At 58.1% G+C, this 23,030-nt stretch carries 25 protein-coding genes and 3 pseudogenes; 11 read left to right on the forward strand and 17 right to left on the reverse strand.

From position 1 onward, the window contains the following. Window positions 1–74: 74 nt before the first annotated feature. Both ACQZ6F_RS29020 and ACQZ6F_RS29025 read right to left on the reverse strand, forming a co-directional pair. Window positions 75–284 (reverse strand): PLP-dependent transferase, encoded by a 210-nt coding sequence (locus ACQZ6F_RS29020; protein WP_449095579.1) that lies wholly within the window; start codon window positions 282–284, stop codon window positions 75–77. A gap of 424 nt (window positions 285–708) precedes the next feature. After that, window positions 709–1,744, reverse strand: a pseudogene (locus ACQZ6F_RS29025) (IS110 family RNA-guided transposase). Window positions 1,745–1,993: 249 nt separating this feature from the next. Here ACQZ6F_RS29025 and ACQZ6F_RS29030 point away from each other — a divergent pair. Further along, window positions 1,994–2,299 (forward strand): putative quinol monooxygenase, encoded by a 306-nt coding sequence (locus ACQZ6F_RS29030; protein WP_449095578.1) that lies wholly within the window; start codon window positions 1,994–1,996, stop codon window positions 2,297–2,299. 103 nt (window positions 2,300–2,402) lie between these two features. On the opposite strand, the gene ACQZ6F_RS29035 is transcribed toward ACQZ6F_RS29030, so the two are convergent. Next, a complete protein-coding gene (locus ACQZ6F_RS29035; RefSeq protein ID WP_449095577.1) occupies window positions 2,403–2,843 on the reverse strand; it encodes a response regulator in 441 nt (146 codons plus the stop codon). 622 nt (window positions 2,844–3,465) lie between these two features. On the opposite strand from ACQZ6F_RS29035, the gene ACQZ6F_RS29040 reads away from it, so the two are divergent. The 5 genes from ACQZ6F_RS29040 to ACQZ6F_RS29060 all read left to right on the forward strand — a co-directional run bounded on the left by ACQZ6F_RS29040 (window position 3,466) and on the right by ACQZ6F_RS29060 (window position 5,659). Further along, entirely contained in the window at window positions 3,466–3,738 is a 273-nt protein-coding gene (locus ACQZ6F_RS29040) for a hypothetical protein (protein ID WP_449095576.1), read from the forward strand. A 21-nt stretch (window positions 3,739–3,759) separates the two neighbouring features. Further along, entirely contained in the window at window positions 3,760–4,197 is a 438-nt protein-coding gene (locus ACQZ6F_RS29045) for an EamA family transporter (RefSeq protein WP_449095575.1), read from the forward strand. Between the two features lie 428 nt (window positions 4,198–4,625). Beyond that, the gene (locus ACQZ6F_RS29050) at window positions 4,626–4,835 is read left to right on the forward strand and encodes a cold-shock protein (protein ID WP_037135461.1); all 210 of its coding nucleotides are present in this window, start codon (window positions 4,626–4,628) and stop codon (window positions 4,833–4,835) included. Between the two features lie 133 nt (window positions 4,836–4,968). Beyond that, the gene (locus tag ACQZ6F_RS29055) at window positions 4,969–5,193 is read left to right on the forward strand and encodes a hypothetical protein (RefSeq protein ID WP_449095574.1); all 225 of its coding nucleotides are present in this window, start codon (window positions 4,969–4,971) and stop codon (window positions 5,191–5,193) included. Window positions 5,194–5,383: 190 nt separating this feature from the next. Beyond that, window positions 5,384–5,659, forward strand: a complete 276-nt coding sequence (locus tag ACQZ6F_RS29060; protein ID WP_449095573.1) for a hypothetical protein — start codon at window positions 5,384–5,386, stop codon at window positions 5,657–5,659. Between the two features lie 89 nt (window positions 5,660–5,748). Here the strand turns inward: ACQZ6F_RS29060 and ACQZ6F_RS29065 are convergent, their stop codons facing one another. The 3 genes from ACQZ6F_RS29065 to groES are packed head-to-tail and all read right to left on the reverse strand — an operon-like array spanning window position 5,749 to window position 8,030. Next, window positions 5,749–5,976: a hypothetical protein gene (locus tag ACQZ6F_RS29065; RefSeq protein WP_449095572.1), complete on the reverse strand. Its 228-nt coding sequence runs from the start codon at window positions 5,974–5,976 to the stop codon at window positions 5,749–5,751. A 56-nt stretch (window positions 5,977–6,032) separates the two neighbouring features. Next, complete coding sequence (groL, locus tag ACQZ6F_RS29070; protein WP_449095571.1) at window positions 6,033–7,661, reverse strand: chaperonin GroEL; 1,629 nt, start codon at window positions 7,659–7,661, stop codon at window positions 6,033–6,035. Between the two features lie 54 nt (window positions 7,662–7,715). Continuing rightward, entirely contained in the window at window positions 7,716–8,030 is a 315-nt protein-coding gene (gene groES, locus ACQZ6F_RS29075) for a co-chaperone GroES (protein WP_449095570.1), read from the reverse strand. A gap of 276 nt (window positions 8,031–8,306) precedes the next feature. Here groES and ACQZ6F_RS29080 point away from each other — a divergent pair, with 276 nt between their 5' ends. The 3 genes from ACQZ6F_RS29080 to ACQZ6F_RS29090 all read left to right on the forward strand — a co-directional run bounded on the left by ACQZ6F_RS29080 (window position 8,307) and on the right by ACQZ6F_RS29090 (window position 12,244). After that, entirely contained in the window at window positions 8,307–8,579 is a 273-nt protein-coding gene (locus ACQZ6F_RS29080; RefSeq protein ID WP_449095569.1) for an usg protein, read from the forward strand. Between the two features lie 93 nt (window positions 8,580–8,672). Next, window positions 8,673–8,915, forward strand: a complete 243-nt coding sequence (locus ACQZ6F_RS29085) for a hypothetical protein (protein WP_449095568.1) — start codon at window positions 8,673–8,675, stop codon at window positions 8,913–8,915. Between the two features lie 212 nt (window positions 8,916–9,127). Next, window positions 9,128–12,244 carry a response regulator gene (locus tag ACQZ6F_RS29090; RefSeq protein ID WP_449095664.1) on the forward strand — a complete coding sequence of 1,039 codons (3,117 nt, stop codon included), beginning with the start codon at window positions 9,128–9,130 and terminating at the stop codon, window positions 12,242–12,244. A gap of 314 nt (window positions 12,245–12,558) precedes the next feature. Here the strand turns inward: ACQZ6F_RS29090 and ACQZ6F_RS29095 are convergent, their stop codons facing one another. The 3 genes and pseudogenes from ACQZ6F_RS29095 to ACQZ6F_RS29105 form a co-directional block, all read right to left on the reverse strand. Further along, window positions 12,559–13,068 (reverse strand): hypothetical protein, encoded by a 510-nt coding sequence (locus ACQZ6F_RS29095; RefSeq protein ID WP_449095567.1) that lies wholly within the window; start codon window positions 13,066–13,068, stop codon window positions 12,559–12,561. Window positions 13,069–13,145: 77 nt separating this feature from the next. Then, window positions 13,146–14,061 (reverse strand): annotated as a pseudogene (locus ACQZ6F_RS29100) (nucleotidyl transferase AbiEii/AbiGii toxin family protein). After that, window positions 14,051–14,671: a type IV toxin-antitoxin system AbiEi family antitoxin domain-containing protein gene (locus ACQZ6F_RS29105; RefSeq protein ID WP_449095566.1), complete on the reverse strand. Its 621-nt coding sequence runs from the start codon at window positions 14,669–14,671 to the stop codon at window positions 14,051–14,053. Before ACQZ6F_RS29105 ends, ACQZ6F_RS29100 begins: the two are co-directional and overlap by 11 nt. A 908-nt stretch (window positions 14,672–15,579) precedes the next feature. Between ACQZ6F_RS29105 and ligD the strand changes: the two genes are divergently transcribed. Both ligD and ACQZ6F_RS29115 read left to right on the forward strand, forming a co-directional pair. Next, window positions 15,580–18,234 (forward strand): DNA ligase D, encoded by a 2,655-nt coding sequence (gene ligD, locus ACQZ6F_RS29110; RefSeq protein WP_449095663.1) that lies wholly within the window; start codon window positions 15,580–15,582, stop codon window positions 18,232–18,234. Then, complete coding sequence (locus tag ACQZ6F_RS29115; RefSeq protein ID WP_449095565.1) at window positions 18,231–18,677, forward strand: DUF4112 domain-containing protein; 447 nt, start codon at window positions 18,231–18,233, stop codon at window positions 18,675–18,677. The genes ligD and ACQZ6F_RS29115 overlap by 4 nt, the downstream gene beginning before the upstream one ends. 3 nt (window positions 18,678–18,680) lie before the next feature. Here ACQZ6F_RS29115 and ACQZ6F_RS29120 read toward each other — a convergent pair whose 3' ends face one another. From ACQZ6F_RS29120 to ACQZ6F_RS29155, 8 genes and pseudogenes are all read right to left on the reverse strand, one after another. Continuing rightward, a complete protein-coding gene (locus ACQZ6F_RS29120; protein ID WP_449095564.1) occupies window positions 18,681–18,953 on the reverse strand; it encodes a hypothetical protein in 273 nt (90 codons plus the stop codon). Window positions 18,954–18,963: 10 nt separating this feature from the next. Then, window positions 18,964–19,263, reverse strand: coding sequence for a DUF982 domain-containing protein (locus ACQZ6F_RS29125; protein WP_449095563.1), 300 nt, complete (start codon window positions 19,261–19,263; stop codon window positions 18,964–18,966). Between the two features lie 70 nt (window positions 19,264–19,333). After that, complete coding sequence (locus ACQZ6F_RS29130) at window positions 19,334–19,810, reverse strand: Hsp20 family protein (RefSeq protein ID WP_449095562.1); 477 nt, start codon at window positions 19,808–19,810, stop codon at window positions 19,334–19,336. 162 nt (window positions 19,811–19,972) lie between these two features. Further along, window positions 19,973–20,345 (reverse strand): annotated as a pseudogene (locus ACQZ6F_RS29135) (ATP dependent DNA ligase); the annotation flags it as partial. Window positions 20,346–20,729: 384 nt separating this feature from the next. Beyond that, window positions 20,730–21,476: an SDR family NAD(P)-dependent oxidoreductase gene (locus ACQZ6F_RS29140; RefSeq protein WP_449095561.1), complete on the reverse strand. Its 747-nt coding sequence runs from the start codon at window positions 21,474–21,476 to the stop codon at window positions 20,730–20,732. Continuing rightward, window positions 21,476–21,694, reverse strand: coding sequence for a hypothetical protein (locus ACQZ6F_RS29145; RefSeq protein WP_449095560.1), 219 nt, complete (start codon window positions 21,692–21,694; stop codon window positions 21,476–21,478). Before ACQZ6F_RS29145 ends, ACQZ6F_RS29140 begins: the two co-directional genes overlap by 1 nt. Window positions 21,695–21,718: 24 nt before the next feature. Then, window positions 21,719–22,285 (reverse strand): cupin domain-containing protein, encoded by a 567-nt coding sequence (locus ACQZ6F_RS29150; RefSeq protein ID WP_449095559.1) that lies wholly within the window; start codon window positions 22,283–22,285, stop codon window positions 21,719–21,721. Further along, window positions 22,263–23,009 carry an SDR family oxidoreductase gene (locus tag ACQZ6F_RS29155; protein WP_449095558.1) on the reverse strand — a complete coding sequence of 249 codons (747 nt, stop codon included), beginning with the start codon at window positions 23,007–23,009 and terminating at the stop codon, window positions 22,263–22,265. The genes ACQZ6F_RS29150 and ACQZ6F_RS29155 overlap by 23 nt, the downstream gene beginning before the upstream one ends. Window positions 23,010–23,030: the final 21 nt, after the last annotated feature.

Consider the following 23,030-nt stretch of genomic DNA (forward strand, 5'->3'; position numbering starts at 1 on the left):
AGCGCGCGTCGGGGTCATGTCGCGATCAGCCATAGACGCACCGAAAATATCGGTTGTCGTGATCGACAGCGTGTCTATGGAGTTGCCTTCAATCGCTCGAAGCCTTGGCTTAGATCTTGCTTCAGATCCTCCAGATCCTCAAGTCCAACTTGGAGACGCAGCACCGGTCCCCTGGCTGACCAATCCGTTATCGTTCGGGAGGCCGAAGGATTTGCCAGCGTGATCAAGCTCTCGTATCCACCCCAGGAAAAGCCCATCTTAAAGATGTTTATGTTTTCCAGCATGTTCCCGAGTGCGGATCGATCGAAGCGCTCTCAAGGCAATCGAAAATAATCCCGAAGAGCCGCGGAAATCGCGCAACCAGTTTTTTCCATAGTAAGGCGATATAAACCGAATTGCTCGACTGGGTCGCTGGTTCGATTCCCATATGTGGACGGCCCCCGACTCGCAAGATATTTCGAAATAATTTGATCTGATCGCTTGCGTTCATGTGTCCGGCCTGTTGTTGCGTTCGCACATGAACGCTGGCCAAGATGGTTTCCGCGACACAGGTCCCAAACATCAAGGCGGCCTTGACGGGCCAATGGGAATCCCGGGGTATCCTATGTCCCGGATCGATCGATCACACCATCTGCTATTATCTTGCAAGTTGTAGTATTGCCAACACGTGGGGAAGATCAGGATACTCCTGGTCTTGCTTCCCAATCTTCATGTGGCGCATCCCGTCGAAGCCGGTCCTGATTGTGCGCTGTACGTCTCTTCAGAGACCATGAGCTTCCAAGCTATGCGCGCCATCTTGTTGGCGAGTGCGACAGCTGCCAGTTTAGGCGGCTTGCGCTTGAGCAGTTCCGCCAACCATCGAGAAGCCTTGCCAGATCGCCGCGCGTGATGAATGACAGCGGTTGCTCCATCCACCAGGATGGCCCGCAGAGCTTCATCGCCGGCTCGCGTGATACCACCGAGCCGCAGCTTGCCGCCGGTCGAGTGATCTTTCGGCGTCAGCCCTATCCAAGCTGCGAACTGGCGACCAGATTTGAAGAGTTCTGGAGCGGGAGTCTTCATTATCAAAAGAGCCGAACCGATTGGTCCAATGCCGGGAATGGTGTTGAGACGTATGCTGCGTTCGTCGTTACGCTGCCATGCTTTTACCTTGGCCTCCACATCCGCAATCTTCTTCTCCAGTTCGGCGTATTCCTCGGCCTGGCTTATGAACAATTCCTGTGCGAGCTCTGGCACAGTTTTCTCAACTTGTACCCTTTCGAGCAGCATCGGAATATGTGCTAGCCCCTTAGCTGCGGAAATGCCGAATTCATTGGCGTAACCCCGTCTAGCGTTGGCGAGTTGGGTTCGGTTAGCTATCAGACGGGTACGGACGCTGATCAGCATGAGTGCTGCTTGCTCATCAAGGTCTTAACCGGAACAAACCGCATCGTTGGGCGGCTCATCGCCTCGCACAGCCCTTCGGCATCGGCAGCGTCATTCTTGTTCCGCTTGATATATGGCTTGGCGAGTTGTGGCGCGATCATTTTTACTTCATGTCCAAATGAGGCTAGTAAGCGCGCCCAATGATGCGAGCCACCACAGGCCTCGATCGCGACCAAAGTGGCGGGCAGGTGGTGAAGAAGTCGATCATCTCCTTACGTCGCATTTTCTTACGCAAGACCGGCTTCTCCCCGGCATTCACGCCATGCAACTGAAAGACATGCTTTGACGTATCCATGCCAATACGAATAATCTTGTTCATGGGCGGCCCCTTCGATTGAGATCTTAACAGCTCATTCTGGCACATTTCGATGCCGTTCAGGGGCCGTCCACTCCAACATCAAGAGCGTTGATCCCGCGACCTTTATTTTCCAATCATTCCGGGGGTTCGCCATCCTAGTTCAACCCCGAGCTTTCCTATGGATTTCTTTATTTGCCCGATCGCGAAGCATCCGGCGGCTAAACGTGGTATAGCAGCTTGCGGCACGATCAGGTGCCCATGGAGATGGTCATGACCAAATTCGCGCTCTACGTTCCGCTTGAAGCAAAACCCGGCAAGGAACAGGAGGTCGCCGATTTTCTGAGATCAGCCATACCTCTCGTCAACGCGGAGCCAGGCACGATTTCCTGGTATGCGATCCAGGAAGGTCCGAGTTCGTTTGCGATCTTTGATACGTTTGACGACGAGGATGGAAGAGATGCTCACTTAAATGGCCAGGTCGCTGCGGCTTTGATGGCGAAGGCCGCCGAAGGCGACTTATTCGCCAAGCCACCACAGATCCACAAGTTATCCATTATCGCCGCTAAGCGGTCGTAAGTGTCGGGCTGTTGTCGCGGTCATTCGTGGCGGCGCTTTTCTTCGCCGGAGAAGGCAGAAAGATTGAGCGCCCTAGCCGATCGCTTCAGTTCAGTCTGAAGCGCTATTGCCCGATGCTGCTCGTGGCAGCGTCGTTGAGAAGAGTGGTCAATGCTGTGACGAGCTGGGCGTGAACGAAAGGCTTCTGAAGCGGAACGCTGTTGGGAACGCCTTGTGCTGCCCATTCCTTGGCGCTGTCCCCGGTCATATAGATCACTGGCATGAGCGGCTGCAATTCCCGAGCCCGCCGCGCCAAATCCCATCCGTCTGCTTCTCCTGCCATCCTTATGTCGGTAATCAGGGCGCAAAAGCGAGCCGAGTTCTCCTCCAAAGCAAGGATAGCCTCGTCTGCGCTCGATACTGAAAAGTGCTCGAAGCCCGCTTCCGTCACGACATCTTCGAGAGTTGCTTGAATGAGGGATTCATCTTCAGCGAGGAGAACAAGCAGCTTGCTCCCGTCGCCACTGATAATTTTCTCAGATGTCCCGGCGGAATCATCGACCATGAGCACGTCCTGCATTGGCAGGCGGGAGCTCTTAGCCCTCAGCCGCCAGCGCCTACGAATTCGTTTGCTGACGATCACTAACAGATAGAGCATTGCGGTGATTTGTCCATCCTCGCCCATAGCAGAGGGTGAGAAGTGGTCGGGGACCGGACAGCGTCTAGATTCGTTATTCATAGGGCTTCATGGTTGGTCGACTGCGAGATCGGACGGGTTAGCAGCACAATGCAAGCGACCGGTGTCAATCACGCTGCCTGGCGCTTCCGGGGCCGCAGATCTCGAATTCTTTCCGGTCGAACTCATCTGACACGTCCTTTACTCAACCACCCAGCGCACCGGTGACCGCGGTCTGTGATCGCCGGTGAGGCGAAGAAGCTCGGCCCTCCAGTGGAGAAGGCCATCCTGGTGTGCGGTGATTTTCAGAGGGTCGGGTGCAGGCCGCGCGTTGGGCTAGCCTCGCATGCAGTTTGAAGACGTAACAACGTGCAAATGTGGAACGGCCGCCGATTTAACTGAATGTAAGTCGAAGGTTCGAGCCCTTTAAAATCAGCAACCAGGTTCCGGCATCACTCATCAACATTGCTGAGGGTGATTTTGCCGAACAACCCGCCAGCTTCATTCGACGATGGGCATCCGCCCCAACACCCTGGATGATCTGGGTCAGCATGTCTGTATCCGCAATATCTATCCAAGCGGCAAACCCTATACGTGGAACTTCACCCGCGCCGGCAAGATCATCGAATTCGAACCGAGCGGGTTTCTGTCGCTCGATGACCATGAATTGATGGTCGAGGCGGCACTGGCGGTGTCGTTTCCCTGCCGGGCATCGTTGTCGCTCTCGGCCAGGACGATCCATCCCGCCTCCTGTCGCAGGGGGTCGAACGCGGTGATGCGATGATGCTGGTCGCGGTGCTGGCTTATGCGGGTATGGCATTTTTCTCCTTTGACGCTGGGCCATTCCGCTTGCCACCTGCACGTCGATCCCTGTGCAGATCGGTGCCGCAGTCGTGCCGCTCATCCCGAGCTATCTCCTTTCGGCTTCATCCGCCTTAAACCTAAAGAATACCGCCGTAGTGCTTTACGCGGCGATCCCCCGCTCGATCCTTGTACCTTCATCTGGATGTTGGCGGTGAAATATCTCGGTGCCGCCCGCACGGCGATCTTCATGAACCTGATTCCGATCTTCACCGCCATTGTTGCGGCCATCTTTCTCAGCGAAGCTTTGTATATCTACCACCTCGTCGGCGGCGGCATGACGGTGGCCGAGATCATCCTCGGTCAGCGAAAATCCGACCGCGGTCGGTCAGACCAGAAGACAGTCGCGACTAGAGCTCAATGGGTAGCGGGCCGAAGATAGTCGGACAGACCGACATCAATTTGATCATGTTTTCGGCATCCCGGGGTCCATTTGAGCCCGTTGCTTGTCTTCCATTCGATAAAGGAAGTACCTCTTCACGCCATCCGCTTCGCTGGCGGTAAAAAAGAATTGGATGAATTGTATAAGATACAACGATGCAACACGCGATGAATTGAGAGGATGCTCGTACCCAACGGAAAATCCTTTTCACAAAGCGACCTTGTTGCGATAATTTTTCAAAACGAAAAGAAATCGTTGACCGGTTTAGGAAATTAATCTATTCGTGTGTTCACCGATATTTGCCTGCTGAGCTTTGGTTATCGCGCGATTGGCACCGCGTTCTCAACGAACCCTCTTCTCAAAAATCGATATACTTCCGCAGCGCATTCGCGTCGCGGCATGTCACTAATGCTACGAAAGGGTTCCTTATGACCACTGGCACAGTAAAATGGTTTAACTCCACCAAAGGCTTCGGCTTCATTCAGCCTGACAATGGAGGCGCTGACGCCTTCGTTCATATCTCGGCTGTCGAGCGCGCTGGAATGCGCGAACTTGTCGAAGGCCAGAAGATCGGCTTCGAACTCGAGCGCGATAACAAGTCGGGCAAGATGTCCGCTTGCAATCTTCAGAACGCTTAATTCGGTATCTGCTTTCCCTTTGACCACGGATGTACTGGCACTGCCGGGAAGACGTTATCAATGAAAGGCCAGGCGTTCTGCCTGGCCTTTTTGCTTTCCGCTCGACCGCCGAGCACTAGGATCGAAAACCGCTATGACAGAGGCATACAGCAAATCCCGCCAGATGGCGGAAATCGCCTTCGGCAACGCCCAGACGCAATTTTTCGCAAAGGACAAGGCTGTTGAAGAGCTCTTGTCCGTCGCTCAATCGCGCGAAGCGAAAACGCTGCGGCTTCGTGCAGCACGTCTTTCCAGGGAACTGGCGCATCGCACCGCCGCAACGAGTGCCCTGCTGGCGAAACGTACCCGAACGAAGTGATTTGCGTGATGAAGACCCCCATTGCGAGGGTCGTTGAGGATGATGCGGCACTAAGGCAGAACGCGACCGACGACGCCAACCCCAAAGCGAGGCGAGGATTTCCGGTCTCACAACAGGACTTCGTAAGCGCGCCGCCCAGGCCCGACCGTACGGTACCGGCCCCGATGCACTTCCAACCAGAGGAGCCTTCATGGCACCCGATAAGAATGAGCTGCAGGCAATCAATACGTCCTGGCAGATTGCCATCCAGGAAATCTTGCGAATGATCATTCGCGACATGTATCACGGCGGTGGTGAGGCAGCTTTTAAAACGCATCTCAAGCGGATCGAGGAAGCAGCGGTCGATAGCATCCATACCGACCTCAGACTTCGGGGTACCGACGAATGGACGGAGGTTCTCGTCAAGGAACGAGCCAGCAACTTCGTGACGACCTTGCTGACATCATTTACTTACGATCGCGCCTGATACGGCTACGCCGCGACGACTATTCGACGCTCCCACCCGGCCGCGCAGCCGCCAGCCGAGCCAGCTCTTCCAGCTGCGTTTCTTGCGGTCTAAGCCAACCCCGGCTCTGAGGGTGAGGTCATCCCCGTCGCGGCGCACTGCATGGCTGCGTCCAAAAGCTGGTCGCGATCGCGCATACCTCGGTTAAAAAGTCTTGCAACCGACGCAGTCAGCCTGCCAATTGCGACCGGATCGTTGACGAAGCCATGCGCATGAGCGACCTCCTTGACCACATCGGCGCAGAGACGCGCGTCTTCTTTCGAGATGGATATCGTCATTTTTCACTCCTCCGATGTGGCCCGCCCCGGCGGAAGGAGCGGGCCACATCACTTGTTTAGAAGTCCATTCCGGAGCCTGCCGGCAGGGCAGGAGCGACATCCTTCTTGGGCTTCTCCGCGATCATCGCTTCGGTCGTCACCAGCAGACCTGCGACCGAGGCGGCGTCCTGGAGCGCGGTGCGCACCACCTTAGCCGGGTCAATGACGCCCTGTGCGTAGAGATCGCCATACACGCCGGTCTGAGCGTTCCAGCCGAATGAAAGCTCGCTCTTTTCCCGGAGCTTGCCGACCACGATCGAACCCTCGGCGCCAGCGTTTTCGGCAATCTGGCGGATGGGGGCCTCGATCGCACGGCGGACAATGTCGATCCCGACCCGCTGATCGTCGTTGGTTGTGGGGAGACCTTCGAGTGCCTTGACCGCGCGCAGCAGCGCTACACCACCACCCGGGAGGATGCCTTCCTCGACGGCGGCACGCGTTGCATGCAGGGCGTCGTCCACGCGATCCTTCTTCTCCTTGACTTCGACTTCGGTCGATCCGCCGACGCGGATGACCGCAACGCCGCCAGCGAGCTTGGCAAGGCGCTCCTGCAGCTTTTCGCGGTCGTAGTCGGAGGTCGTCTCTTCGATCTGGGCGCGGATCTGTGCGACGCGACCGTCGATCTCGGCCTTGGAACCAACGCCATCGATGATGGTGGTGTTCTCCTTCTCGATCGCTACCTTTTTGGCGCGGCCGAGCATGTTCAGCGTGACGTTCTCCAGCTTGATGCCGACGTCCTCGGAGACGACAGTACCGCCCGTCAGGATGGCGAGGTCTTCGAGCATTGCCTTGCGGCGGTCGCCGAAGCCCGGGGCCTTGACCGCAGCAATCTTCAGGCCACCGCGGAGCTTGTTGACGACGAGCGTTGCCAGCGCTTCACCTTCGACGTCCTCGGCAATGATCAGCAGAGGCTTGCCGGACTTCACCACGGCTTCCAACACCGGCAGCATTGCCTGGAGGTTGGAGAGCTTCTTCTCGTGAATGAGGATATAGGGCTCTTCAAGCTCGACCCGCATCTTGTCCTGGTTGGTGACGAAGTAAGGCGACAGATAACCGCGGTCGAACTGCATGCCTTCGACGACCTCCAGCTCGGTCTCGGCGGTCTTTGCTTCCTCGACGGTGATGACGCCTTCGTTGCCGACCTTTTCCATCGCCTCGGCGAGGTAACGACCGATTTCTTCATCGCCGTTCGCCGAGATCGTGCCGACCTGAGCGATCTCCGAATTGCTGGTGATCTTGCGGGCGTTCGCCTTCAGCTCCTTGACCACCGCGTCCACGGCAATATCGATGCCGCGCTTCAGGTCCATGGGGTTCATGCCGGAGGCCACCGCCTTGGCACCCTCCTTGACGATTGCCTGTGCCAGAACGGTCGCGGTCGTGGTGCCGTCGCCTGCGAGATCATTGGTTTTCGACGCCACCTCGCGCAGCATCTGGGCGCCCATGTTCTCGAACTTGTCTTCCAGTTCGATTTCCTTGGCGACCGAAACGCCGTCTTTGGTAATCCGGGGCGCACCGAACGACTTGTCGATCACGACGTTGCGGCCCTTCGGGCCTAGCGTGACCTTCACGGCGTTGGCAAGGACATCGACCCCACGCAGCATGCGTTCACGGGCATCAGTGTTGAATTTGACTTCTTTCGCAGCCATTTGTTTAACTCCTCAATAGGCAGCTATTTGACTGATAGGGTTGCCGGCTGATGCTCAGGCGGCGATCTTCTGCTCGCTCCGGGCCTCTATGATACCCATGACGTCGCTTTCCTTCATGATCAGCAGATCTTCGCCGTTGATCTTGATCTCGGTACCGGACCATTTGCCGAACAGGATGCGATCACCGGCCTTGACGTCGAGCGCCTGAATTTGACCGGCGTCATTGCGGGCGCCTGAGCCGACGGCGATGACTTCGCCCTCAGAGGGCTTCTCCTTGGCGGTATCGGGAATGATGATGCCGCCCTTGGTCTTTTCTTCGGATTCGACCCGGCGAACGAGAATTCGATCATGCAGCGGTCTAAACGACATGTTTTCCTCCATTGAGCAAAAATGATGACGTTGAAAACCCTGGCCGGACCGGAGAGCCAATCCAGCCAGGTTGCAAACCTCAATGAGCGTTAGCGCGAAAAATTTATTTTTTGGATTTCGCGATTTCAAGAGGGGGCAATAGAAAAATTAGCACTCTGCGGGGAGGGCTGCTAACACACTGGAAAGGAACAAAAAAGAGCATCAGTCGTTCAGAAATCCGTTGATGGCCGTGAAATTTTGCGGCAATTTTTGACTGTCATGAAATGGAGATGAAGTATGCAATTTTCATCGGATTTGGAGCGCCAACTCAACGGCTATGGTCTCACCACTGCGCACATCCTCTACCGCATTCCCGATTTCGAGAGCGTCCTACAGACCTATGTCTGGCAGGATTACGATCTGGCGCCCGATTTTCCCGAGATGCAGAAGTTCCTTGAGTTCTGGGAGACCAATCTCGATGGGCCGCTGCATTCCGTCCGCTACAGCCATCAGCGCCTGATCGGACCGAACGAATGGCGGCGCGTCGATGGCGAATTCAAGCTGCACTGAGGCTTGAATCCGGATTTTCCACTTCCCAGCTCACCTGACGATTCGGGGCTTGATGAGCCCGTCGCTTTCCACGTCTGTATGGAGTGAGACCGCATGGAAGAGAATATCAATATCATCAGAAGTGCCAGCATCCCTGAGAGGGAAGAGATCGTCGTGGATTTCGCCCGGTGGCTTGAGACCGCCTCGCAAGAGGCTTTGGTTTATGGCGAGGGGCGTTTCGCTCTGATGTCTGCGAATATGGCGCAGACAATTCGGCTGAATGCCGACGAACTTGCGCGCGACAATCCTGAGACGACCGCGCGGGTTTGCCCGACTATCCCCCGGCCGACTGGATAGCTCGCCGGAGCTCCTCAGCACTCCATTCCAGCTGCTACATTTCTCGCTTCATTGTCGATTTCTTCCACCGATGCAAAAAACTGCGCCGGATCAGAACTAACGATCTGGCCATGCGTTATCAAGGGCCTAAGTGAGTTCGGCGATATCCCGATGGAAGTGCGATGACTGTAATCTCGGATCAGTATCAGGACATATTTGTCGGCGACGGCGAAATGGCGCAATTGATGCGGCAGCACGATTGGGCGAGTAGCTTGCTCGGCACGCCGGATCAATGGCCAGAGGCGCTAAAGGTGGCGATCCGGCTGCTGCTGACGTCGAAATTCGAGATGTGGCTTGGATGGGGGCCGGATATCGCTTTCTTTTACAATGATGCCTATCGACCGACGCTCGGAAATAAGCATCCCAATGCGCTTGCCGTGCCAACGGAGATCCTTTGGTCGGAGATCTGGGATGATGTGAAAGGCCGCCTGGCAACCGTCTATGAGACGGGCCAGTCCACGTGGGACAGAGCGCTTCTGCTTTTGCTCGAGCGCGACGGCTATCCCGAGGAAACCTACCACACATTCTCGTACAGCCCGCTGATCGGAGATAGCGGCAACGTTGAAGGGGTGTTCTGCGCCGTCACCGAAGAGACAGAGCGGGTTATCAGTGAACGCCGCCTGGCGACCCTGCGAGCCCTCGCATCTGGACTTGCCGCGGCGGACACAGAATCCGCGGTCTTTAGTGCATCACGGGAAGCCCTCGGGGGAAACCTTCAAGATCTTCCTTTCAGCGCCCTCTACGTCTTCGACGACCTAGGTAACGCGAGGCGCCAGTGGGTTTGCGGCGCCCCCGATGACCTTCCGCTATTGCCTGTAGAGATAAACCGTAGCGCGAGCATCTGGAACCTTGAGCGCGCCTGGACAAATCAGGCGGTCGAACTGGTAGACCTGTCGAACAGTAAGGACATTCCAACTGGCCCATGGCCAAAAGCACCATCCCATGCGGCTTTCACTCCGCTCATCGGACAGGGCAACGATCAACCAAAGGGGGTCCTGATAAGCGGTCTCAACCCGCATCGGGCGGTCACCGGGGAGTATCTGGATTTCCTGAAGCTGATCACGGGCCAAATTACCTCACGTCTCGCCAGCGCCGAAGCCTTCGAGACTGAACGGCGGCGAGCGGCGGCACTGGCTGAGGCTGCCGAGATGCGCGAGAAGGCTGCCGTCGCTCTCGAGCAGCTCAACCGCCAGCTCTCGTCTGAAGTCGAGTTGCGGACTGCGGAGCGCGATCGAATGCGAGACCTGTTCCAACAGGCGCCAAGCTTCATGTGCATCCTGCGCGGACCGGATCATAAATTCGAACTTGTCAACGATGCCTACCTGCAACTGGTCGGTCACCGTGATTTGGTGGGCCTGAACGTGAGGGATGCACTTCCTGACATCGACGGGCAAGGTTTTTTCGAACTGCTTGACGGTGTGTTCCAGTCAGGCAGGCCTTACATCGGCCGGCACTTGCCGGTCTTGTTACAACGTGAAGGCAACGAGGAGCCGGATCAGCGCTTCGTCAATCTGATTTACCAGCCAATTTTCGATGCCGCCGGCGCGGTAATGGGCATTTTCGTTGATGGTTTCGATGTCACGCACCAGAAGCGCGCCGAAGATCAGCTCCAAAGCCTCAACCATACGCTCGAGCAGAAAGTGGAGCAGCGTACCTTAGAGCTAAGAACTGCCCTTCTGAATCTGGAGAAGGAAACCGCCGAACGCGAAACAGCTCAGATAGCCTTGAGGCAAGCGCAGAAAATGGAAGCGCTGGGTAATCTCACAGGTGGCGTGGCCCATGATTTCAACAATCTTCTGCAGGTCGTGAGTGGCAATCTGCAGCTTTTATCCAAGGATATTGACGGGAATAAGCGTGCTGAGCAACGCCTTCAAAATGCACTTGCGGGCGTGGCCAGAGGCGCGAAACTGGCATCGCAGCTCTTGGCGTTCGGCCGCCGGCAGCCGCTCGAACCAAAGGTCGTCAACGTGCGCAAGCTCATCCAGAACATGGATGACATGCTGCGCAGGGCGTTGGGTGAGGAGGTCGAGCTCGAAACCGTCGTTTCCGGCGGTCTGTGGAATACGCTGATAGATCCAAGCCAGCTGGAGAACGCGATCCTGAACTTGGCAATCAATGCACGCGATGCGATGAACGGTCGGGGGCGGCTAACGATCGAAACGGTAAATTCGGTTCTTGATGACGATTACGCCCGTGCGCACGAAGATGTTCGGCCCGGACAATATGTGCTGGTGGCTGTCACCGATACCGGCTCGGGCATACCGCCCGATATCATCGAGCATGTTCTGGAACCCTTCTTCAGCACGAAGACAGATGGGAAGGGCAGTGGTCTCGGGCTGTCAATGGTCTACGGCTTCCTGAAGCAGTCCGGCGGGCACCTCAAGATATATACCGAGGTTGGCCACGGCACGACGATGAAACTCTATATGCCGCGCACGACGCAGACCGAGGACAGCCTGACCGACGCCAATGCGGTCCCCGTGAAAGGGGGCACGGAAACTGTACTCGTTGTCGAGGACGATGATGGTGTCCGCGACACATCGGTCGCCCTCCTGACGGACCTTGGCTATCGCGTCCTTAAGGCGCATGACGCGCAGTCCGCGTTTGCGATCGTCAACAGTGGCGTTCAAATCGACTTGCTGTTTACCGACGTCGTTATGCCCGGCCCGATGCGCAGCACGGAGCTTGCACGAAAGGCCAAGGCCCAGTTTCCCAGCATGGCAGTCCTCTTCACCTCGGGTTACACCGAAAACTCGATCGTCCATGGAGGACGCTTGGATGCCGGCGTCGAGCTCTTGTCCAAGCCCTATACGCGTGAGGCATTGGCCCGCAAAGTTCGTCACGTTCTGAGCAACGCGCAGCAGCACAGGATCGCTGTGGAACGGCTGGAGCGTCATGAACAAGCACCCACACCTACACAGGTGCCACAGTCAGCAAACGCGCGTGTCCTCATTGTGGAGGATGAGCCGCTCATCCTTATGTCGACGGTTGATTTGGTTGAGGAGCTCGGCCACGCCGTCCACGAAGCCAACTCTGCCGAAGACGCCCTTGGCGTGTTGGAAATGGAAGACATCGACGTGCTGCTGACTGACGTAGGCTTGCCAGGCATGTCGGGAATTGATCTCGCACGCCGGGTCCGGGAGAACTGGCCAAACGTCCGCATCGTGTTCGCAAGCGGTGACGATAGCGCCAAGACGGCGTCGGGTATCGGAGATGCTCGTCAGTTGTCGAAGCCATTTACTATAGATGGCCTGCGTGCGGTCTTAACTGAAGCTGATCCAAGCTCCTGACCAGTCGGTAGCGCTGCGGATGCGCGCCGTAGGCGGTTGTGGCTTAGCGCCTCAGGCCACGTTTCCGACTGGTGCGCAAAGGATCGGGCTAAAAACGCCCACCGGTAAAAGTATGAGAGCCTCTGAATGTTCTCGGTGCAGTCACGATTGAGTTATCCCACACTGAACTGCCGAACGGTTTTGGCCAGACAGATTTTGATCTCTACGCGGTAGAGTCGCAGGCCACGTTTCGCTAACTGCCCGAGGCGACCGGGGACAGTCGCAATCGACGAAGTCCGCTCAGCACAAACGAAACTTGGTCATCGGTATTGTTGCTAGGGGTCTATAGGCGCCACTTCACCGAACGACGACTTGCCAGCGACACAGGAGCGATGATGCGCGAGAAAGTTCAATAATGAAGTGAGGAAGCCAGACCTCTGGGCATCTATGGCATCCTTGAGAGCTCTTTCCGCTTCCTTGTCTATGACCGCCAGACCCTCGAGCAGCGCAAGCGCACTTCGAAACTGATCTTCGATGTTTGCCGCACCTCTTTTCATGGTCGTTGCCCCGGCCTGGGCATGGGCATCGATGGCGGCGTCATACGTCGTGCCAAATGTGACCTTGGCCATTCCAGTGGCCCCTAAACCCGCGATGTAACCGATCGCGGTGGTGAATCCACTGCCAAGTAGCAGATTGAGGTGTTCTGCTTGGAAAACAGCTGATAGCCATGGCTCGATGTGCTTCCGAGCGCTATTAACCAGAGAGTCTAGCTCATCCGGGTCTGTAGGCAGATCATCCCAGGCACCTGAATGGCTGCCCACACGATAAAAGTGTTTCTTATCCATACCGCTCCTCGGGGCCGCAATTGCGGCGCTTTTCTCCATCAAATGCATCGGTCGGAACGAAGTGATTGGCCGCCCCGCTATGCCTCATCGATTGCTGCTCCCGCCGACCACGGCCCGCTCGGCTGCCAGACCTGTAGGTCATCCTGCCCGGCGACCAGCGGCATTAAGAAGACACGAAGATCTGCGACGGTAGCGGCGAAAGCTTCTGGTGCGGCTGCCATCCGATCGCGCCTCAGAAAGGCGCGCCACTGAGCAGCCCATGCCCCGGCGAATTCATCGGTCAGACCAACCGGAATATCGGATGGAAGAATCGTTCCGCGTCGTTCGAAGGTCCGCTGAACGGCCTCGACAAGGGCTGCCCGGCCAAGCTCGAACGTTCAAGAAATCACCCAGAGATCATAGAAGTCCTTGAGCCTGCTATTGGCCCGAGCGTAACAAGAGCCTCGAATTTCTCGGCCACCACCGTTTCGATCGGATAGGCTCGCAGATGCGGAGCCGGTGCGTCGAGCAGGGCGGGATAGTCGATCTCTATAGCTGCGGGTGTAATAGCGTCGCCGAAACCAATGTCGACCTGGATCGGAATACGCGCACCAGCGATCGCTGCTGTGGTGCGGACCCGCACACCGCCATATTCCACCTCCTCACGAATCGGGGCCGCCATCAGCGCGGCGACATCAAACATCACACCGTCATCGGCGACCGGCTGCGCACAAATGGCCCGGAAGGTTTCGGCAATCGCCCAGGCGTCGTTGTCGCCGTGGCCAAGCAGATCCAGATCGCGTGTAGGCCGAAACGGATCGGCGACCCAGGTCACGAAGAGCATAGCGCCTGTGAGGATGAAGCGATCGCGGTGCGACGACACGCTCAGCCGGTAGAGCAGACGCTCGAGTGCATATCGCGTCAGGAGAATCTGAAAATCCGATCGCTCGGCACGTGCCCGATCCAGGAGACGCGCTCGCACTGATGCACCGAATTACTAGGCTTACGCGGCATCAGACACCATTGCTTCGACGTAAGGACGCATGACCGACCAGATCCGTGCGTTGCAGGCGTAATGCCAGAGTTGATCCGGCTTGCATAGGCGACGGCGGAGACCCTCGCGCAACCCCTCCATCGCGACGTCGAGGCCGATCTTGGTCCGGTAACGAAAGCAATCGACAATTGTCTTCGCCGGATCCGTGATCGGAACGTCGACATTCTCGATGTTATGACGCTCGACCCCTTCGCTCAGTGCCAATCCAGTGAAGCGCACGAACCGAATAGGCGGATAATCGATCTTGGGCCGCCAGGCAGTGCGGTCGATAGCCATCCATACAGCCGATGGCATCTGCAGCGTCAGTTCATGGTATTGAAGAGCGGAGGTTAAGCAAACGATACCCTTTGGAACGAGAACCGACGCCTCAGCCAGTGTATGGGCAGCCTCGACGTGGGCGTCGGACAGTTGATAGAGACCACGTGCCGGGCGGAGGATCATCTCCTCTCGGACAAGGCGAGCGAGCGTCTCCGGGCCAATGCCTTCAGCGACAAAGTCCTTCAGTCGGAGCATCCCCCGGGTCCTTAGAAGGTCGAGTGCGCGAGATCGCTGGGCAGCAACGGGAGCCATAGCGAGTGATGTTTCCTTTGCTCTTACAAACTATAGCCGAGGCTTTATCACACCGGAGCCATTTTTGGAAGCCGTAGTGATTGTTGCTGATTCTGCTAGGAACTGAAGGGCCCGAACGAGCTGGGTCTCAACCGGTCAACATATGCCCACAGTCGGCGGCGAACGCGAAAAAATATCGCCATCTCGAGGGCGCCGTCGGGTGCAAAATGTACATCGGTGGCTTGAACAGGTACGAACCGCCGACCCGTTATTTTGCAAGAGGATGCGAGTGAACAAAAGCTCCTAACAGGTCGAGCAAATGATATTGACACAAACCCCACCAAGAATATCCGGCTCGCGAAAATACCTCACGCGTTCCCAGTCCTCGGCTGCCACGCCATTTTTCGCACGCAGCCGCACTGGATGCGGGACCAGAACAAAAAGCCTGCCGCGGGAGGAGGTGCGGCAGGCTTCTCGAAAAATAACCGAACAGCAACTGGGAGGAGGAGTTTTGCTGTTCCCGCAAACGCCCTTGGGAGGAGGAGTAGGACGTCTGCATATCGAACCGACGCGGGAGGAGATGCATCACTTCGATACACACGTCATACGCGTTCGGGCCGCCTATTAAATAGACTTTACTGCAGCGCAGTTATGCAATCAGCGCATATCAAATGAGAGAGGGCTAGGTCGGCAACTTAGAGCGGATGGCGCTCCTGCCCAACTCCACGGAACAAAACGGTTATCTGTCGCCTTTTGCCTGCTGAGGTCGCGTTCTGTGTCAGCCGGACGTGACAGGAATGACGAACGCGATGATTTTCCGGTTTCTCGTCGCGGCCAACGAAACGGCAGCCGAGCGTCTCACCTGTCCGGCCCGCGCCTCATCCCCGTCTTCATCCGAGGCGGGTGGCGGATTTCTACGGGGGACTGCCATGACCAGCGACAAGCTATCGACCTACAAGCAGAAGCGCGATTTTGAAAAGACGCAGGAGCCGAGCGGCGCAGCGAAGCTGAACGCATCGAACCGCAGGCGCTTCGTCATCCAGAAACACGACGCCACGCGGCTGCATTACGATCTGAGGCTCGAACTCGATGGTGTCTTCAAGTCCTGGGCGGTGACGAAGGGGCCTTCGCTCGATCCACACGACAAGCGGTTGGCGGTCGAGGTCGAAGACCACCCACTCGACTACGGTGATTTCGAGGGCACGATCCCGAAAGGCCAGTATGGCGGTGGCACGGTGATGTTGTGGGACCGTGGCTATTGGGAGCTCGAAGGCAGCAAGACGCCCGAGCAGGCGCTCGCCAAGGGCGATTTCAAGTTCACGCTGGAGGGCGAGCGGCTGCATGGCAGCTTCGTTCTGGTGCGGATGCGCAACGACCGCGACGGCGGCAAGCGGACCAACTGGCTGCTGATCAAGCATCACGACGATTTCTCGGTCGAAGAAGACGGCGCGGCCGTCCTTGAGGAGAACACAACCTCCGTCGCTTCGGGCCGAACCATGGAAGCGATCGCCGCCGGCAAAGGCAGGAAGCCAAAACCGTTCATGGTGCAGAGCGGCGACGTTCAGGCTGATGCCGTCTGGGACAGCAATCATGGACTGGCGGCGGAGGAACGTGCGGCGGACACGAAGACAAAGCGAAAACAAGCACCGAAAAAACCGGCAAAGTCCGCTATGTCGGAGTTCATACCGCCGCAGCTTTGCGAAACGCTTGAACGCCCACCCTCGGCCGACGGCTGGATCCACGAGATCAAGTTCGACGGCTATCGCATCCAGACGCGCATCGAAAACGGCGAGGTGACGCTTAAGACCCGCGAGGGTCTGGATTGGACGGCCAAGTATCCGGCGATCGCGACATCGGCCGCAAGCCTGCCCAATGCAATTGTCGATGGTGAGATCTGCGCGCTCGATGAAAACGGGGCGCCGGATTTCGCAGCACTTCAGGCCGCACTGTCGGAAGGCAAGACCGACGCACTGGTCTATTTCGCCTTCGATCTGCTGTTCGAGGGCGATGAGGACCTGCGGCAACTGCCGCTCACCGAGCGGAAGGAACGGCTGCAGAAATTGCTCGAGGATGCCGGCGAGGATCCGCGCCTGCGCTTCGTCGAGCATTTCGAGACTGGCGGAGATGCCGTCCTGAAGTCGGCCTGCAAGCTGTCGCTGGAAGGTATCGTCTCGAAACAGGCGGATGCTCCCTATCAATCCGGCCGCACCGAGACCTGGGCGAAGTCCAAATGCCGCGCCGGCCATGAAGTCGTCATCGGCGCCTATGCCAAGACCAATGGCAAGTTTCGTTCCCTGTTGGTCGGCGTCTTCAGGGGTGACGACTTCGTCTATATCGGGCGGGTCGGGACCGGCTATGGTGCCAAAACGGTCGATACGATCTTGCCGAGGCTCCGTGAGATCGAGGCCGACAAATCACCGTTCACGGGCATCGGCGCGCCGAAGAAGGATCCCAACGTCGTCTGGGTGAAGCCGGAGCTGGTCGCCGAGATCCAGTTCGCGGGCTGGACGGCGGATGGACTGGTCCGCCAGGCGGCATACAAGGGATTGCGCGAAGATAAGCCCGCGGCTGAAGTCGAGGCCGAAAAGCCGGCATCGCCGGCAAAGACCGACACTCCGACGCCGGCCGCGACAAAGCCATTGAGACCCGCGCGCGGCAAGAACGCCAAGGCCGAGGTGATGGGCGTGATGATCTCCAGCCCGGACAAGCCCCTCTGGCCGAACGCCAACGACGGAGAGCCGGTGACCAAGGAAGATCTCGCCCGCTATCATGAAGCGGTCGGTCCATGGTTGATCGACCATATCGAAGGGCGGCCGTGCTCGATCATCCGGACGCCTGACGGCATTGGCGGCGAGCAGTTCTTCCAGCGGCATGCGATGCCGGGAACGTCGAACCTGCAGGAATTGGTCAAGGTGTTCGGGGACAAGAAGCCCTATCTGCAGATCGACCGCGTCGAGGGCCTCGCCGCCATCGCCCAGATCGGCGGCGTCGAGCTCCATCCCTGGAATTGCGAACCGGGCCAACCGGAAGTGCCCGGTCGTCTTGTCTTCGACCTCGATCCAGGTCCGGACGTGCCCTTCTCCACCGTGGTCGAAGCCGCACGGGAAATGCGCGACCGGCTGGAGGAACTCGGCCTTGTCAGTTTCTGTAAGACGACCGGCGGCAAAGGGTTGCACGTCGTTACGCCGCTTGCTGTCGCAAAAGGCAAGAAACTGTCGTGGCCCGAGGCCAAGGGCTTTGCACACGATGTCTGCCTTCAGATGGCGCGCGAAAATCCCGAGCTTTATCTGATCAAAATGGCCAAGAACCAGCGCAACGGCCGGATCTTCCTCGACTATCTGCGCAATGACCGGATGGCGACCGCCGTCGCGCCGCTATCGCCCCGCGCGCGACCGGGCGCCACTGTATCAATGCCGCTCACCTGGGGCCAGGTGAAGACGGATCTCGATCCGAAGCGCTTCACCATCCGCACCGTGCCGGCGCTGTTGGCCAGGTCGAGCGCATGGCAGGATTATTGTGACGGACAGCGCTCGCTGGAGCAGGCCATCAAGAGGCTGGGCAAGATGATGAAAGTGGCGGCATGACATACGAGCGAGCACATAGTCAGTACACGGATTTCCGCGCCATGGACCGTCTGGCCCGCCTTCGCCACATGCGTGGGTTGGCGCGCCTCATGGACACGGCGCTCCGCATTCCCGGAACACGCTTTTCGTTCGGAGCAGATTCAATCATGGGGTTGGTGCCTGTTGTCGGCGATTTCGCCGGCGCTGCGATCAGTCTCTACATCGTCAACGAGGCGCGGCGGCTTGGCATGCCCAATGACAAGCTTCTCAAGATGCTGGTCAATGTCGGGTTCGATGCGGCGGCCGGGAGCGTCCCATTGGTCGGGGACCTGTTCGACGTCTACTTCAAATCCAACCGCCGCAACCTCGACCTCGTTCTGGAACATTTCGGTCTCGACCATTCCGATCTCGATCGCAAACGGCCGACACAGGAACAAACCGGCCCGGCCTGCCGGTACGCTTAATCACTATCCGTAACGCCGATCGAGTTCTTTGAGGGCAACCTGCACTTCATCAATGGAAACCGGCTTCGGTGTTCCAGGCATATGGCGGACCGCCGGCTTGGAATCGACGGCGTAAAAGTCCGAAGCCCAAGCGGCGAGGACCGCACGCTTATCGTCAACTGAAAGAGCACGCGCTTTCACTACGTCAAGCGGCCGCTCAATCTGCATGCCGTGAAGCAGGACCGTTGGTCCCATTGCCATAGCGTTGCTGGCCGCCTGCTGCAAAATCTCGTGCATCTCGGCCCCCTCAACGTACGTGCGGATCTCTGTCATGCCGGCGACGAGAGGCCACGATGACGTCGGCTTCGGGCGCCAGCAGATCATGTTTGTCAGCGAAGGCAGCGAACAGACCGCGCGCGGTCTCGGCTTCGATCTCTCCGCGAAGGGCCGCGCTGCAGGCCTTGAGCGCGATCGAATGCGCGGTGTCCCGGTTTGAGGCCGGCCAATCGGTCAGATGCCGGTAGGCATCCATGACGGTTCTGACCTCAGCGGGAAAGCCGAGGCCGACAAGGATGGTAACAGGTTCTCTGAACATATCGGGTTTCATGACGCGCTCCTTTCCAACCCGCGATGTTGATGGGCGCCGCCACGACGGCGCCCGTTTTCCAAGGTTTCGATCAAGCGGCCTTCTGCGCTTCGATTTGGACCGGAGCCGCCTTCTGCGTGACAGCCGGATTGGTCTGGATGTCGATCCTACGCGGCTTCAGAGCCTCCGGGATCTCGCGAAGGAGATCGATCGACAGGAGACCGTTGCTCAGATCCGCTCCGTTCACCCTGACGTGATCGGCAAGTTCGAACCGATGCTCGAACGGCCGGCCGGCGATGCCGCGATGCAGGTAGCCGTCATTGGTGGTCTCCTGCTTCTTGCCGGTGACGGTCAGAAGGTTGGATTGGAAGGTGATATCGAGATCGTCCTGGGCAAAGCCCGCCACCGCAATCGAGATCCGGTAGCTGTCATCGCCAGTCTTGACGATGTCATAGGGCGGCCAGTCGCTGATCGACCGGGCGCGCTGGGCGTTCTCGAGAAGATTAAAAACCCGGTCGAAGCCAACGGTCGAGCGGAACAACGGTGCGTAGTCATAAGATGTTGCCATAGCCATATCCTCCTTGAAGCAACATGGGGTACGGAAGCGCCGAAAGGCGACGCCCCCAGCAAGGCCAGCCCTTGTTTTAGCGGCTGGCGGCAAACGATTTGGTTTTTGGGAATTTCCGATTCAAGAGCACCGATCGAAAAAAATTAAGGTCACGCCAACCGGTCAGTCGAGTTCATAAACAGCAGCATTGTCCTGGATCGCGCAGCCCTTTATAGGATGCATGCCGCAGATTGCCGTCGTCGGTCCAGCCACGGAATTCGATCTCGGCGATCAGCGTCGGCTGGGCGAAGACGTAATTCTTACCCTTGAGCGCCGCGACCGGCGTCCTCGTCTTCAGCTTGTCGAGCGTCTTCCTCAAATAAGCCGCGTCCTTTTCCTTAAAGCCCGTTCCGACGGCGCCAACGTAGACCCAATCCTCTCGGCGCCGGGCGGCCAGCAACAGGCTGCCGATCCCGCCTCGCGCGGCGGCTGACTGCTCGTAGCCGACGATCATGAAACTTTCACTCTGAATACATTTGATCTTCAGCCAGTCGCCTGCAGCAAACTTCAGCTTTCGGAGCTCGCTGGAGAGCCTGCAAAGGTCAGCTTGCGCGCGCAAAGCCGACTTTGAGAATGGATCGGAGCCAGCGTTGAGCAGTGCGAATTATGTCCCAAGGCTCTTGAAAGAGGTTTGAACGGACGACCCTGTCATTCCGCGTTCCCTCTGGAACCGCATCTCCGGCAACACGGGGTTTTGCTTCTTTCGATGACCGGATTTGGGCAAAGAAGACTTACGGGTTTTAGGCGATCGACAGCTACCGCCTTAGCGCCGCGCTCACAGTCCGCTTTCGGTAGGGAGGGCTGGACGCTCACTGGGCACAGCCTAAGCTCTGGCACTCCTCGGAAGATGACGTTCCGGCGCTGCGCCAGGTCCTTCGAGTTAGACTGCGGTCAGGCCGCCATCGACCGAAAGGTCGATGCCGGCGACGTAGCTGCTTAGGTCCGAGGCAAGGAATAAAGCTGCGGATGCGATCTCCTCGGGGCGCCCCAGGCGTGCCAGAGGCGTCATCGCGGTGATCTGCTGTCTGGCATCAGTGGCGCCGTGTCCGGTCGGGTACTGATCGTCGAACATCGGCGTGTCGATCGCGCCAGGGCTCAAAACGTTGGTCCTGATCTTCCGATCCTTGAGTTCGTTAGTCCACGTCCGTGCAAATGACCGGATCGCCGCCTTGGTGGCACTGTAGGTGCTGCGGCCCGGAATGCCTTTGTTTTTGCCGGCGGCTGCCACGAGGATGATTGAGGCCCCATCATTCAGATATGGCAGCGACCGTTGAACCGTGAAATACGTGCCGCGAGCATTGGCGTTGAAAGTCTTGTCGAAATGCTCAGGTGTCGCGGTGGCAGTCATCATCTTTTCGACGAAGGCCGCGCCAGCAAAAATCACATCGATCTTGCCCTTCTTTGCAACGGCCTCGTAGAAACGGTCGAGGTCATCGAGCTTCGAGATGTCGGTCTTTAGGCCAGTGACGTTCTTGCCGATCTCTGCGACGGCCCTGTCGAGCTCGGCCTGACGGCGCCCGGCGATGAATACATAGGCACCTTCTTCAGTGAACCTCTTGGCGGTCGCGAGGCCGATGCCGCTGCTGCCGCCCGTGACGACGGCGATTTTGTTCTTCAATAAGGACATTAGTCACCTTTTTGCTTGTGGGCATCGATCGCCACCGGGTTTCGTACTTCGCGCATCTCCTCCTTCAGTCGTTCGATTTCCCGTTCCAAGCGTTCGAAGCGATCGATCGAATAGTCGAAGCTGGTGGAATCCATCGCTTGCAAGAAGGCCCATATGGCCGCGACGGCGCGGCGAAATTTACCTCGCCTTGGGATAGAATGGTTGGCTGTGGGTGTCATTAGAGGCTTCTCAGCACGTTGGGCTCAGACCGCTTTCCTGTCGGCGCCGAAGACGACCATGAGGATCACGCAAGGGTCGTCCGAGTGATTGTGGAATTCGTGAAAAGCGCCGTTCTGAACGAAGAAGTCGCCTTCCCTGGCGGTGACCGAGTGCGCTTGGCCGTCTTCTCCCGGATAGGCGATATCCACTTCTCCCTTGAGCACGACCGCGAGATCGATGGTGTCGGTGCGGTGCATCGAACCGCCGTGCTCACCTTGGGTCATACCTCCGCCGGTGCCGAAATCGATCTTGGCCATTAAGGCCCCGAGATCCGTCTCGCCGGCTTTCTCGGGAGGAATGATCTGGAGGTCGACGCGGACCGAGTCCTTTGGCCCGAAGATCCCGAGCCGCTTGTATTCACCGAGAATTTGCTCAGGCGTAAGGGGCAGCTGGGGAATCTTGTCGAAGCCCCAGATGTTCGTGACCCTGTCGGCGGTTTCGGTGTCGAGAACATCGTCCACTTGCATGACGACGCCAGCCTTGGTCTCCGCGCTCACAATTCGCCGCATCTTCATTTCACCCGCCCCCTCAGAGTTGCGACCAACCGCCATCGACCGGAATCTCGAGGCCGGTCGTGAAGGTCGCGTCGAACGCGAGGAAGAGGACGGCTTTCGCAATCTCCTCGGAGGTCCCGAAGCGCTTCATCGGGATCATATCGGTCATCTTCTCCCGGACCTGGGCGGCCATGGTCTTATCGGGGAACACCTTGTCGAGGATCGGCGTGGCGATTGGGCCGGGCGACACGGCGTTGACACGGATGTCCTGGGGAAGCAGCTCGGTCGCGAGCGTCCGAGCCAACGATCGAAGCGCGGCTTTGGCAGCGCCATAGGTGACTTGCCCGGGCAATCCCTTGACGTTGGCGACCGAGGTCGTGAGGACGACGGAGCCGCCCCTGTTGATGAGAGGCGCGAACTTCTGGACCGCGAAGAACGGTCCCTTAGCGTTGAGGTTGAACATCTCGTCGTAGATGGCCTCGGTGACGTTCGCGAGCGGCGTTGGGATGCTGAACCCCGCGTTGACGAAAAGCAGGTCGATGGTGTCGAACTCGGCCTTCACCTGAGCGGCGAGGGCATCGATATCGGTCAACGACCGCGCGTCGCTCGAAACCACGAGGGCGTCAGCCCCAAGCTCCTGCTTCGCCGAGTCCAGGCCGGCTTGCGAGCGGCCTGTCACCAGAACGCGCGCGCCGCCATCAAGAAGCTTCTTCGCCGTCGCGAGACCCATGCCGCTGGTGCCGCCAAGGATCACCACTTTCTTATCTTGATACCGTGCCATTCATAGTCTCCTGGGACGCCA

This window comes from Rhizobium sp. A22-96 (assembly GCF_053521805.1).

What these genes read in the sequence shown, in the direction of transcription:
- ACQZ6F_RS29085 (WP_449095568.1), top strand. Translation starts at nt 8,673, where the DNA reads ATGGAAGAGAATATCAATATCATCAGAAGTGCCAGCATCCCTGAGAGG.
- ACQZ6F_RS29050 (WP_037135461.1), top strand. Translation starts at nt 4,626, where the DNA reads ATGACCACTGGCACAGTAAAATGGTTTAACTCCACCAAAGGCTTCGGC.
- ACQZ6F_RS29140 (WP_449095561.1), bottom strand. Translation starts at nt 21,476, where the DNA reads ATGTCCTTATTGAAGAACAAAATCGCCGTCGTCACGGGCGGCAGCAGC.
- groES (WP_449095570.1), bottom strand. Translation starts at nt 8,030, where the DNA reads ATGTCGTTTAGACCGCTGCATGATCGAATTCTCGTTCGCCGGGTCGAA.
- ACQZ6F_RS29030 (WP_449095578.1), top strand. Translation starts at nt 1,994, where the DNA reads ATGACCAAATTCGCGCTCTACGTTCCGCTTGAAGCAAAACCCGGCAAG.
- ACQZ6F_RS29020 (WP_449095579.1), bottom strand. Translation starts at nt 284, where the DNA reads ATGCTGGAAAACATAAACATCTTTAAGATGGGCTTTTCCTGGGGTGGA.
- ACQZ6F_RS29145 (WP_449095560.1), bottom strand. Translation starts at nt 21,694, where the DNA reads ATGACACCCACAGCCAACCATTCTATCCCAAGGCGAGGTAAATTTCGC.
- ACQZ6F_RS29155 (WP_449095558.1), bottom strand. Translation starts at nt 23,009, where the DNA reads ATGGCACGGTATCAAGATAAGAAAGTGGTGATCCTTGGCGGCACCAGC.
- ACQZ6F_RS29095 (WP_449095567.1), bottom strand. Translation starts at nt 13,068, where the DNA reads ATGGATAAGAAACACTTTTATCGTGTGGGCAGCCATTCAGGTGCCTGG.
- ACQZ6F_RS29060 (WP_449095573.1), top strand. Translation starts at nt 5,384, where the DNA reads ATGGCACCCGATAAGAATGAGCTGCAGGCAATCAATACGTCCTGGCAG.
- ACQZ6F_RS29045 (WP_449095575.1), top strand. Translation starts at nt 3,760, where the DNA reads ATGCGGGTATGGCATTTTTCTCCTTTGACGCTGGGCCATTCCGCTTGC.
- ACQZ6F_RS29035 (WP_449095577.1), bottom strand. Translation starts at nt 2,843, where the DNA reads ATGGTCGATGATTCCGCCGGGACATCTGAGAAAATTATCAGTGGCGAC.
- ACQZ6F_RS29150 (WP_449095559.1), bottom strand. Translation starts at nt 22,285, where the DNA reads ATGGCGGTTGGTCGCAACTCTGAGGGGGCGGGTGAAATGAAGATGCGG.
- ACQZ6F_RS29065 (WP_449095572.1), bottom strand. Translation starts at nt 5,976, where the DNA reads ATGACGATATCCATCTCGAAAGAAGACGCGCGTCTCTGCGCCGATGTG.
- ACQZ6F_RS29040 (WP_449095576.1), top strand. Translation starts at nt 3,466, where the DNA reads ATGGGCATCCGCCCCAACACCCTGGATGATCTGGGTCAGCATGTCTGT.
- ACQZ6F_RS29055 (WP_449095574.1), top strand. Translation starts at nt 4,969, where the DNA reads ATGACAGAGGCATACAGCAAATCCCGCCAGATGGCGGAAATCGCCTTC.
- ACQZ6F_RS29115 (WP_449095565.1), top strand. Translation starts at nt 18,231, where the DNA reads ATGACATACGAGCGAGCACATAGTCAGTACACGGATTTCCGCGCCATG.
- groL (WP_449095571.1), bottom strand. Translation starts at nt 7,661, where the DNA reads ATGGCTGCGAAAGAAGTCAAATTCAACACTGATGCCCGTGAACGCATG.
- ACQZ6F_RS29105 (WP_449095566.1), bottom strand. Translation starts at nt 14,671, where the DNA reads ATGGCTCCCGTTGCTGCCCAGCGATCTCGCGCACTCGACCTTCTAAGG.
- ACQZ6F_RS29130 (WP_449095562.1), bottom strand. Translation starts at nt 19,810, where the DNA reads ATGGCAACATCTTATGACTACGCACCGTTGTTCCGCTCGACCGTTGGC.
- ACQZ6F_RS29125 (WP_449095563.1), bottom strand. Translation starts at nt 19,263, where the DNA reads ATGAAACCCGATATGTTCAGAGAACCTGTTACCATCCTTGTCGGCCTC.
- ACQZ6F_RS29090 (WP_449095664.1), top strand. Translation starts at nt 9,128, where the DNA reads ATGGCGCAATTGATGCGGCAGCACGATTGGGCGAGTAGCTTGCTCGGC.
- ACQZ6F_RS29080 (WP_449095569.1), top strand. Translation starts at nt 8,307, where the DNA reads ATGCAATTTTCATCGGATTTGGAGCGCCAACTCAACGGCTATGGTCTC.
- ACQZ6F_RS29120 (WP_449095564.1), bottom strand. Translation starts at nt 18,953, where the DNA reads ATGCACGAGATTTTGCAGCAGGCGGCCAGCAACGCTATGGCAATGGGA.
- ligD (WP_449095663.1), top strand. Translation starts at nt 15,580, where the DNA reads ATGACCAGCGACAAGCTATCGACCTACAAGCAGAAGCGCGATTTTGAA.